Source organism: Providencia sp. PROV073 (genome assembly GCF_033688125.1).
Classification (GTDB): Bacteria; Pseudomonadota; Gammaproteobacteria; order Enterobacterales; family Enterobacteriaceae; genus Providencia; species Providencia hangzhouensis.
This window is the reverse complement of sequence record NZ_CP096353.1, coordinates 1,122,671-1,134,471: the sequence shown is the minus strand read 5'-3', so window position 1 is coordinate 1,134,471 and position 11,801 is coordinate 1,122,671. Positions and strand designations below refer to the sequence as shown.

At 43.3% G+C, this 11,801-nt stretch carries 8 protein-coding genes; 6 read left to right on the top strand and 2 right to left on the bottom strand.

What is annotated here, in order from left to right; translation table 11 throughout:
• Nucleotides 1–45 precede the first annotated feature (45 nt).
• Both M1F17_RS05040 and M1F17_RS05035 read right to left on the bottom strand, forming a co-directional pair.
• On the bottom strand, nucleotides 46–1,074 hold the full coding sequence (locus tag M1F17_RS05040; protein ID WP_110592288.1) for an XdhC family protein: 1,029 nt from the start codon (nucleotides 1,072–1,074) through the stop codon (nucleotides 46–48).
• A gap of 9 nt (nucleotides 1,075–1,083) precedes the next feature.
• On the bottom strand, nucleotides 1,084–1,647 hold the full coding sequence (locus M1F17_RS05035) for an NTP transferase domain-containing protein (protein ID WP_318837276.1): 564 nt from the start codon (nucleotides 1,645–1,647) through the stop codon (nucleotides 1,084–1,086).
• 192 nt (nucleotides 1,648–1,839) lie between these two features.
• Between M1F17_RS05035 and M1F17_RS05030 the strand changes: the two genes are divergently transcribed.
• The 6 genes from M1F17_RS05030 (at nucleotide 1,840) to M1F17_RS05005 (ending at nucleotide 11,654) form a co-directional block, all read left to right on the top strand.
• Nucleotides 1,840–4,635, top strand: a complete 2,796-nt coding sequence (locus M1F17_RS05030) for a xanthine dehydrogenase family protein molybdopterin-binding subunit (protein WP_318837275.1) — start codon at nucleotides 1,840–1,842, stop codon at nucleotides 4,633–4,635.
• Nucleotides 4,632–5,183, top strand: coding sequence for a (2Fe-2S)-binding protein (locus M1F17_RS05025; protein WP_004260697.1), 552 nt, complete (start codon nucleotides 4,632–4,634; stop codon nucleotides 5,181–5,183). Before M1F17_RS05030 ends, M1F17_RS05025 begins: the two co-directional genes overlap by 4 nt.
• Nucleotides 5,180–6,415, top strand: a complete 1,236-nt coding sequence (locus M1F17_RS05020; RefSeq protein ID WP_180312397.1) for a c-type cytochrome — start codon at nucleotides 5,180–5,182, stop codon at nucleotides 6,413–6,415. The genes M1F17_RS05025 and M1F17_RS05020 overlap by 4 nt, the downstream gene beginning before the upstream one ends.
• 426 nt (nucleotides 6,416–6,841) lie before the next feature.
• The gene (locus tag M1F17_RS05015) at nucleotides 6,842–9,760 is read left to right on the top strand and encodes a xanthine dehydrogenase family protein molybdopterin-binding subunit (RefSeq protein WP_096863307.1); all 2,919 of its coding nucleotides are present in this window, start codon (nucleotides 6,842–6,844) and stop codon (nucleotides 9,758–9,760) included.
• On the top strand, nucleotides 9,757–10,323 hold the full coding sequence (locus M1F17_RS05010; protein WP_004260707.1) for a (2Fe-2S)-binding protein: 567 nt from the start codon (nucleotides 9,757–9,759) through the stop codon (nucleotides 10,321–10,323). The genes M1F17_RS05015 and M1F17_RS05010 overlap by 4 nt, the downstream gene beginning before the upstream one ends.
• Nucleotides 10,324–10,334: 11 nt before the next feature.
• Nucleotides 10,335–11,654, top strand: coding sequence for a cytochrome c (locus tag M1F17_RS05005; protein WP_318837274.1), 1,320 nt, complete (start codon nucleotides 10,335–10,337; stop codon nucleotides 11,652–11,654).
• Nucleotides 11,655–11,801 lie beyond the last annotated feature (147 nt).

Sequence of the window (11,801 nt, the reverse complement as noted above, 5' to 3'; positions counted from 1 at the left end):
GCCTTATAAAGGTCATTTAACTTTATAAGGCATGGGAATTTAACTTTAAACATCACAATACATTGAATTTGTAACCATTATTTTTTTCGTTTCACTAACATAACTAGATGAAACTACGCCATTTTTATGAGCTACAATATCCGCCATTATCGCTAATGCTATTTCGGGTGGTGTTTTGCTACCGATAGGAATACCAATGGGAGCATGGATGCGTTCTATTTCCGCCTCCGTCATCCCACCAGATGCTATAAGACGTTCACGACGACGAGCACTCGTTCTTACTGAGCCCATTGCACCAATATAAAACGCTGGGGTATTCACTGCTTCCATTAGTGTCAGGTCATCAATACGAGGATCATGGGTTAAAGAAACAATAGCGGTATTCGGTGTACAGCTTTGGGATTCCAAATAGCGAGCTGGAAATAATTTAATGACTTCAAATTGACTAGAAAGTTGCCCAGAAAAACGCGATAGCTCATCTTCACGGTGTTCACAAATGATAACCTCAAACCCTAATGTTGCTGCAAAACTAGCACAGTAAATACCTACATTTGAGATCCCAGCAATAATTAACCGTGGTGGCGCAGCAATATACAATTGAATATTATCCCCTTCCCGCTCTATTTGGGTTGGGATTTGTTGATTATTAACCGTGCTTACCTCCCCCCTTTGTGGCAACGTGATTTTTTTACTGATTGCAGTATATCCCAGTAACGCTTGATGTATCTCCGTAAGGTAACTAACACTTTCCTGACTATTCGGTAAATATTCAATTAAAACATCTAAACTACCATCACAAGGTAAATTCACTTTCGCTTCTAAACCACCGCGACCATAGCGAACAATTTGGCTGCTCTTAATGTATTCAGCATGCTGTATTCGTTGAATAAAATCTTCTTCAATACAACCACCTGATAAAGAACCAACATACTGGCCATCTGCCTTTGCAACAAGAAGTGAACCCGGGCTACGAGGGGAAGAACCATATGTACTTAGCACCGTACACAACCATATAGGCTCTTTTTTTATCCAAGAAAGGGCTTGAGAGATAACAAAAACATCTTCACGCAACATATTCGTTCCTTAATCGTTATCAACACTCGGATAATCAATATCTTTTACAACATTTTCGTCATTTATGTTTAATTGATAAACAAGATTGCGACGTAATATTGATTTCGCACCGTCATCACCTACTAGATTAATTAATTCTGTATAATGCTTTGCAGATATTCCCACTGGATGGCCTGGCAAACCATTATATATTGGCCTGACTAATGTATGCTGTTTTAATTCATTCACTATACGAGTAAATAAATGACTATTGATGTATGGCATATCCGCTAAATGAATTATCCACCCATCTAAATTAGACGTATTTTTAACACCAAATGCGATTGATTCACCTAATCCATTACTATTTATCAACGAGTATGGAATATTAAATTGTAAACAATTATTAATAACACCTTCATTCTCAGGCCGTGTCACTACATGCACAGGAAGCTCACTATCGATTGAATTTAATAGTGTTTTTTCAAAAACTGTATTTTTTTCAAGCATAAAATTTAATTTACTTCCTTTACCTCCAGCATTTTGAAAACGTTCACTTTTTCCTGCTGCCAATATTAAAATACCAATATTCATAGTTTTTATTTTAAATCGATATACTGATTGCGTATCTCATAAATAAAGTATATTCAGTAAGATCACAAGAACTACTTATCATTAATTTGAAAATTATTAAGAGAAGTATAATATAAATGTGATACAAGTAATTTTTTCGATATGACTATAAAAATAAAAATACCGATGTAATAATAAGTGTAAGGGTGTATTATGAGCAAAAGCAATGTCGAACTCTCCCGCAGACACTTTCTAAAATGTGCCGTTATAGCGGGAATATCTGTTTATTTAGCCCCTTTGTATAGCCGTGCTTTTGATGTGCTATTCGAAGAGAAAATCCTTCAATCTCCTGACTGGAACCCGGTCGACAAACAAATCAAATTTCGTATTGATGGGTTTGCCAAAGTCCAAGGGGAAAAAGTCTTCGCCAGAGACATTCGTGCACGTGATATCCCTCACTGGCCAAAACAGCAAGGTCATGCATTTTTACTCCGCGTGACTCAAGCCGATAAAATTTACCAAGGCTTTAACCTTGATCTGCTAAAAGATGGCCTGATGCCTGACCGCATCGTAACTGCAAGTGACTTAGAAAAAGATGGCGTTGCTTTCCCTGAATTTTATGGTGATGATTTATTGCTTCCAGAAGGGAAAACTCCCGCTTACCTTGGCCAAGCCGTCGCATTATTGATTTATCATGATTTTGCTAAATTCCGTTTTGCCAAAGAAACCTTAAAATTCCGTGACGATGTTATCCAATACGGCGCAGTAACTGGCCCATTAGAACGAGACCCATGGGGAACCTACCGTGGCGTGCGAATTGGCAATGAAAATCCTTATGAGCCAGATATTTATTCAAGCCTAAAAGATATGCCAATCTCCCCTATTGGCATGAAAAAGCACTTACCCGTTTGGCCTGAAGGTCGCGAAGGCGGAAAATTAGATCAACAAGGCATGCTATATGCTGATGAGCTCGCTAAACAACTGGAAAACCCACCGGAAGACTGGTTAGTGCTCAAACGAAAATACTTTTCTCAATCCATTGATACTGCTGCCTTAGAGCCTGATAATGCTAACGGTTGGTACGACGCCAAAACACAGTCATTCCATCTTGTTATTCCGACACAGTCCCCTCAGGAAGTTGCGGAATCATTACCAGAGATGTTGGCAAAATCGCATTTTCCAATTAAACAAATTTTCCTACATCCTTGTTTTACCGTTGGTTATGGTTCTAAAGACCACACTCCATTCCCCTATTATGGTGCGATGGCAACATTATATGGAGACGGAGTCCCTATTCGTCTAGCTAATGACCGTTATGAACAATTTCAATCTACCATCAAACGCCATGCTTTCGATATGGATTACACCTTAGCGGTTAATAAAAAAACGCATAAAATTGAAGCCCTTTCAGCTTCTTTTATCGGTGACGGCGGTGGTCGCTGTAATTTTACGCCTTCCGTTGTCATGGTCGGGGCTACTGGGGCCCAAGCTATCTATTATATTCCCCGTAGTGATTTATCTGCGGTCGGTATTGCATCAAGAGCTGTCGATGCGGGTTCAGCTCGCGGTTATGGTACTTTACAAGCCATGGCAGCAACCGATATGTTAATGGAAGAAGCCGCAAAACTCCTAAAAGTAGACCCCATCGAGTTCCGTCTTAAAAATATCATCAAATCTGGGATGAAAAATACCCAAGGGGCAATTCCTGGCGGCGCAATTCGTGCCGATGAAGTGTTAACCCACTGTGCTGCTCACCCAATGTGGACTGACAGAGCCAAACGTAAAGCCGACTTTGAAGCGAAAAATAGCGGTAAACTATTCGGTACAGGGATTTCTTGTGTGCAAAAAGACTTTGGGACAGGTGCGGAATCCTCCTTTGCTCGCGTAGAACTTACCCCCGAGGGTAAAATAGCCATTTATCATAGTGGCGCAGAAATTGGTACAGGTATGTCAACGTCCCAATCGGTGGTTTGCGCTAAATGGTTAGGAAAGCCTGCGGAACAAGCTCATTTTTCTGTTGTTGATTGGTCAATTTTACCGATGATCTCAACAGGTAACCCATTTGCTATGTCACAAGATGAGCAAAACCACTTAGCACAAAACCCATTATGGACACCGAACTACTGCTCACCTGCGAGTGCGAGTAATTCAGCCTATTATTTCACCCACAGCACAGAAGCAGCCGCACGCCTTATATTCGAACATGGGTTATGGCCAGCTGCCATGTCAATTTGGCAAGAAGGGATTGGCGGCGGACAAGCGGCCCCTCTAGTTGTTCGCCGTGAAGATGCTCGTTGGGTTGCTGAAGGCTTAACTGCTGATGGGCTTGAGGTGCTTAGCTTGCCGCGCTTAATTGAACGCACTTTTGCAATGGGCGGGGTAACTGGCGCAGTGTGCCACGTATTTAACCGCTGGCAATGGGCTGAAGCCGATTTCCCTATTCAGGGTGAAACTCGCCGTTTACCGATTGATGGGCTATCACTACGATTTGCCGATAAAGAATACCAAGTTTGCCACCGCGAAAAAGCTTATTACCCTGATACACAAAGAAATAATGCCGGAGTCACTTACTACAGTGCCGTCGCTACCGTTAGCGAGCTATCCATTTATAAAGCGACTGGGCAAGTCGAATTGCTGAATCACCATAGTGTGGTGGAATGCGGTAATCTTATCGTCCCACAACTGGTTTCAGGACAAATTCAAGGTGGATTAGCAATGGGTATCGGCCATGCACTCCATGAATATTTACCTCTCTACGAAGATGGTCCCGGTAATGGGACGTGGAACTTCAACCGTTATCATCTCCCGCTTGCCAGTGATGTTGCAGTTTGGCAACAAACCAATGAAGTCCTACCAGGACTTTCAGATACTGACCCGCCGAAAGGCGTTGCTGAGGTTGTTATGATCCCGGTAGTTTCATCCATCGTCAATGCCATTGCAGATGCAACTGGTCATCATTTCTTGCATTTGCCTGTACGCGCAAAAGACATTTTAGAGGTAATATCATGAGCCTAAATTTCCTTCCCCTCACCTTAACCATTAATGGCCAACAGTATGGACCAATGGACGTGCCTGAAGGCCTCATGATGATAGACTTTCTTCATGAATATGTTGACCTAACAGGTTCTCGCCTAGGTTGTGGCCAAGGCATTTGCCATGCTTGCGTTGTTATATTAGATAATCCATCTGGTACCAGCGAAGAAATCCGCACCTGTATTACTGGTGCACATTTTTTCAATAATAAAAGCATCCGAACTATCGAAGGGGCTGCCACCAAAGAAGAAAACGGGGAGGTAAAACTATCTCCGGTTCAACAAGCTTTTGTTGAAAATTTCAGTTTTCAGTGTGGCTACTGTACCCCAGGTTTTGTAAATGCAGCGACCGTGTTTATTGAAGAACTTCAGCGAAACCCGATTGCAGAAGCAGACTTAGAAGAGGCTATCAAACAAGCTCTAAATAACCATATATGCCGTTGTACTGGTTATGTACGCTATTATGAAGCAGTACGCGATGTGGTTCTTGCGACTCCTGGTCTTATCAAGGAGGCAGTAAAATGATCAAACGAATTATTTTATGGTTGATAGCCATCGCTATCATCGTTTGGGCGGTACTGTATTGGTATGAAAGCCGTACCTTAGATGGCCCTGTACAAAAAGTGACTGCGACGCCTCAAGAAATTGAGCGAGGCCGTTACCTCACTCTTGCCGGTGACTGCGCTGCGTGTCACACCAGTGCTGATGGCGCACCATTAGCCGGTGGTTTTCCACTCGATACCCCATTTGGTACCATCTACAGCAGTAACTTAACGCCCTCAGCCGATTTTGGTATCGGCCGCTGGACAAAAGATGATTTTTATAAAGCACTGACCCAAGGTATCTCTCCACCGAGTAAAAATCTTTATCCGGCAATGCCTTATACATCCTATAAAGGGATCACTCGGGAAGATTCTGACGCTATTTACAGTTATTTGATGAGCCAGCCAGCTATTGATGTCGCGCCACCTGAAAATTCATTGCCATTCCCACTGAACCAACGCATGGCAATGATTGGCTGGAATTTATTGTTTTTTAACGATAAACCACTCCCCGATAGCTCACAAGGTAGCTCCCCTGAATGGCTACGTGGTAAGTATTTAGTTAACGTATTAGAGCACTGTGCTGAATGCCATACGCCAAGAGGAAAGCTGGGAGAAATGGATTTAGATAACTTTATGAAAGGGGGTGCTTTAGGTCGTTTTGTTGCTCCAGATATTACCCCGCAAGCGCTTGCAGAACGAGGATGGACAAAAGAAGATTTACAGCAGTTTTTCATGACTGGGCTCACACCACAAGGTTCCGCCTACAGTGATATGCACCCTGTAATTTATCTGAGTTCTCAACATTTAACTCCAGAAGATAATAATGCCATAGCCACCTATTTAATGGGCGATAACCCGCCAGCAACTTCGCCATTAAGGGTGGGGGAAGGTAATGCACAAGGCCGCCAAATTTATTTAGAAACCTGCTCAGGTTGCCACTCCTATGACGGTAGCGGTAAACCGAATGTTGCGGTGGCAATGAAAGGAAATTCAACATTGCGTGATGTGGATAGCACTAACCTAATTAATGCGATTCTAGATGGTTTGCCTGAGCAAGCGTTCCCAAATAACCAATATATGCAAAGCATGCCAGGGTTTGCCAATAAGCTAAATGACCAACAAATTAGTGACTTAGTGAACTTCCTTCGCGTTCAGTGGGGAGGACAACCTGCTGATGTCACCCCGGAGCATGTTAAATCCTTACGTCAATAATGACAAAAAATGAACTATCGGGCTTGTTCGTATTTAACGAGCCCAATAGTTTTCTATTTAATAACCGAATGTAAATATACTTTATATAATTAAATGCATATTGATTTAATCATTCATTAATAAGAATTAGTATCATTTAAATAAATTGTGTTCTAATAAAGCTCAGTTATTTTATTCAATACTGTCATATTAAGATGACTTCAACAGTATTATTCACTTTCTTGTCTAAATCCCTTTACTCGTTCTTGATATATCATTACAGATACCCATACTATTTATGTAACTTACTGAGCTATCTGATATTAGTCATCAAATTGTGAGCAAATTTAAGCGAAATAAAACGATCTTATAATGAATGACTAAAAAATATTATTTACTTCCATTACTCATAATAAAAACCCTAAAAATATAATCAGGGAGCACAACATGTCGGGACATATTTCTAGACGCAATTTCATCAAACTAGGCACTATTGCGGGCATTGCTGTTATGGTCGGCAAACTCCCTTTTGCAATAGCAATGGAGCTCGATTCTGACGCCCCATCAACGGATTGGATTGGTCAAAACGGTAAAGCACGTTTTCGTTGGGATGGCGTTGAAAAAGTCACTGGCCGTAAAAATTTTGCTCGTGATTACCGCGCTAAAGACATCCCCGGCTGGCCAAAAAAACAAAGTTATGCCTTTATGTTAAAAGCGACAGAGGCAGATAAAACCTTTGAAGGCATTGATATTTCAATGTTAGGGCCAAATCTACAACCTGATAAAGTTGTTTTACAAGAAGACCTTATCCGTGATGGCTTAAATATTCCTCAAGATACCAGTATGGGGAAAGGCTTCTATGGCACCAATATTTTAGTTCCTTTAGGGGACACACCGCCGATTATTGGCCACCCAGTTGCTATCTTGATTTATCATGATTTCGATAAATATAGTGCAGCACAGCGGATGTTACGCTTTGCCACAAACACCGTAAAATACGGAACGGTGACAGGGCCAAAACCGCCCGCTAACTACGGTGCAGCACGGTACGTGCGTATCGGTGGTGACACACCACTTTCGCCTTCTATTTTTTCCCCTTATCAAGATTCAGGTATTAAAGGCGGGTTCGATGGCAATACGCCTATTTGGCCACCTTATGATCCCAAGCACGCCATTTCTATTCCCCCAGTGATCCGTAAAGATCGTGGCGGTGGCTTTATTCAAGCCCTTCATCAGGCAGAAAAAAGCCCTGATAAACAAGAAAAAGCGATGGATTACGCGCGGCAAATTGAGCAAGAAATCGCAGCGGCTCGCGAGAACCCTGATAAGTTTGTGATTGAGCGCCATGGTTTTTCACAATCCATTGACCCTTGCGCGATGGAGCCAGATAACTGTAATACTTGGTATGACGCGCAAACCAAAACACTGCATATCTTAACCGCGACACAGTCTCCTGCTGGTGTAGTTAATGCTGCTGCTGAGCTATCTAAACACAACAAACATTTTTCCGTCGAAAACATTGTGTTATTAACCGGTTCTACTGTTGGTTACGGCTCAAAAGACTATTCGGTTTTTCCTTTTTATTCGATGGTCGCTAGTTTCTACGCTGATGGCTTACCTGTTCGCATGGCAAATGACCGCTATGAACAATTCCAAATGGGAATGAAACGCCACTCCATTGAGATGGATGTCACCATTATTGGTGATAAAAAAACAGGTAAGTTTGATGTATTAAAAGGCACTTATAACTGTAATGGCGGCGGTCGTGAAAACCTCTCCGTTGCCGTATCTCACGTAGCAGTGCGCGGTGCTCAGTCTATTTATTACTTCCCTAAATCTGACCTCACCGCTCTCGCCATGGCCACTCCGGCTGTCGAAGCGGGATCAATGCGTGGTTTTGGTTCCTTGCAGTCGATGGCAGTCACTGAATTGATGGTGGATGAAATCGCTCATAATCTTAATATTGACCCGATTGAACTGCGCCGCCGTAATGCCATTTTAGAAGGTTATCCAAATACACAAGGCGGCGTAATAGCCGGTGACCCACGCAACGTTGAAATGTTAAATCTTGCGGAAAAACACCCAATATGGGTCGATCGTGAGAAGAATAAAGCCGATTATGAAGCGAAAAACCCCGGCAAGCTATACGGCGTTGGCTTTGCACAAGTGCAGCAAGTTTATGGTTCTAGCGGCGTCCCAACCATTCTTTCTCTTGAATTTGATGCCAATGGCAAACTAACAATGCGCCATTGTATGCAAGAGATTGGCACCGGTGGTACAACCGCGCAGCAAGTAATGGTATGGCAAGCACTCAGCAAAGCCCCTGATGTCGTTGAGTTTGGGGTGACTGAGTTTGAAGAACTACCGCTTAAAACCAGTTGGGCCGACCAGAAAAAACAAGATGAATTATCCAAAACTGATCCCTATTGGACACCCGCTCTAATACCTGACATGAGCTCATCAAGCGGTGTTTATTACATTGGGTTCGGTACACGCCAAGCGGGTCATTTTTTATTAGAAAATACCCTATGGCCTGCGGCCAAAAGCATTTGGAGTGAAGGCCCCGGCGGCGGTGCGTTCAACGGCTTAAATGTTGAATTTGCCGATATTCGCGTTGGCCCAGATGGTATTGGCGGTGGTGGAATGAAGCCTATTCCTTTTGACATTTTAGCCAGAAGAGCCCATGAGATGGGGCTCATCACTGGGGTTGCTGTTCACGGCTATTCCAGCTGGCAGTGGGCTCGCGCAGAATTCGATATCCCAACTGTGGGTTTGAAAAATCTCCCTCTCGATGCAATATCCGTTCGTTATGGCGAGGGTGCACCACAAGAATTGAAAAAACAAATGACAACTGGCGGTTACCATTTTATTAAACGTAAAATTGCCTACTACCCACCAACACAACGCGCCAAAGCGGACCCAACAACGGTCACGCCTGCGTCTTGTTTAGTCGAGCTCAACGTCAACACCATGACGGGTGAGGTCGATATCATGCGCCACCATATGATTATGGACCCCGGTACGATGATTGTCCCTGAATTGGTTTCAGGCCAAATTCAAGGGGGTACCGCGATGGGTATCGGCCACGCGTTGATGGAAGAATTACCACTCTATGAAGATGGGCCAGGAAACGGAACATGGAACTTTAATCGCTATGTCCTGCCACGCGCTAAAGATGTTGCGGTTTGGCAGCAAACCATTGATTACTTACCACCACTTTCAGAAACTTCGCCACCCAAAGGCATGGCAGAACTGGGGATGATCCCAATCTTACCTGCGACTAGCAATGCATTAACCCATGCAACAGGCAAGCGTTTCTATGAATTCCCTATTACGGTAGATAAAATTAAAAAGGCACTCTCATGAAAATCAACAATGCCGTTCCGATTATTGAGCGCAAGCCACTAACACTGACCATTAACGGCCAAAAAATTGGTCCTATTGATGTCCCTGTTGGGATGCCAATGATTGAGTTTCTACATGAATACCTAGACCTCACTGGCACCCACTTTGGTTGCGGACAAGGGATTTGCCATGCTTGTACCATTATGGAAATCCAGCCCGATGGCACAACGGTTGAAAGCCGAACTTGTATCTTTGGTGCCCATTATTTCAACAATAAAAATATTGTTACCATCGAAGGGCAAGCCAAACTGGATGAACAAGGCAAAGTTGTTGAATTAACGCCAATTCAACAAGCTTTTATCGAAAACTTTTCGTTCCAATGTGGTTATTGTGCTCCCGGTTTTGTCACAGGTGCAACGGTGTTTCTTGATAAACTGAAGAAAAATCCAGTGAAACGAGACCAACTCGAACATGCGATTGAAGAGGCTCTCAATGAGCATATTTGCCGTTGTACAGGTTATGTACGCTATTATGAAGCTGTGAGGAAAGTCGCTCTCGACACTCCTGGCTGCGTAATCGACTAGGGAGAAACATCATGGCTAAATCCAGCTCTCTACGTAAAAGCATTTATATTATTATCTTATTATTCATAATATTAATGCTTGCGATCCTGTTTGGCGCTTTTCGTACCTCCAGTATCGGCCCTGATTTAGATAAACCGCTAACCTCAGAAGAAGTCGCCAAATTATTGCCAAGAGGGCAAGAACTGGCAACCGCTGGGGATTGCTTTGGTTGCCACTCATTACCTGAAGGGCCATTGGCTGCGGGGGGGCGTGCTATCGGAACCCCTTTCGGTACTATTTACTCCACGAATATAACGCCTGATAAACAATTTGGTATTGGTAACTATACCCGCGCTGATTTCCATCGTGCGTTGAAAGACGGAATTGGCAAAGAAAGAGGTAATCTCTACCCTGCGATGCCGTTTGTATTTACCCATATGACCACATCAGAAGATATTGATGCACTATATGCTTATGTGATGTCGCTTCCACCAATAGCCGTGCCAAACAAAGAAAATACAGGTGTCTTTATCCTACCCGTTCGCCCATTTATGAACTTCTGGACTTTGCTTAATTTTCCTAAACAAAATGCACCCCATGACCCGCAACGCTCTGCAGAATGGAACCGTGGTGCATATATTGTCGAAGGTTTGGCACACTGCGGTGCTTGCCACTCACCGCGTAACTTAATGATGGGTGTCGAGTTTTCACGGTCACTTCAAGGGGGTGAAGAAGCGGGCTTAGCGATCCCTGATATCACAGCAGAAGCGCTTTCCAAACATGGCTACGATACCGCCTCTTTGAGCCAATTTTTACTGACGGGCAATGCCCCACAAGGCTCTGCATTTGCAGACATGAGCACAGTGACTCATTTTTCTACTAGTCAGATGAAAAAAAGCGATGTTGATGACATGGCGATTTATTTGATGACCGATAAACAAGGAAAAATACTCGGAGCCAAAGCCCCACCAGCGCCATTACCGGAGGCAAGCTCACCAGAAGTGGGTGATGTCAGTCAAATAATGGAAACTGGTCGCTTGATGTATATGTCTACGTGTGCAGGTTGCCACGGGATCACCGGAGAAGGTGTACCAAATGGCATTCCAGCGTTAAAAGGTAATGCCATCCTAGCCATGGACAGCCCTGAAACCTTTATCAGTGTGGTATTAACCGGTATTCCAACCACCACCTTCCCGAACGGGCAGCGTATGTATGCAATGCCAAGTTTTGCCGATGATTTAACACCTCAAGAAATGGCAGATTTAATTTCATGGGCGCGCGCTGAGTGGGGAGGACAAGGTAAACCCGTCACCGCCGAACAAGTTGAAAAACTGAAAAAGGCGGCTCAGTAATCATTCGTCGCTTCTCTTCAAATGACTTATTTATTGAAGGGAAGCGACATTATTATTTTCATTACAATATTTGAGTAAAATCCCCATTAATTTTATTGTTATCTAAAAGCCTATCTTGAGTTAATCCCACAAGCAGAGAAAACGACA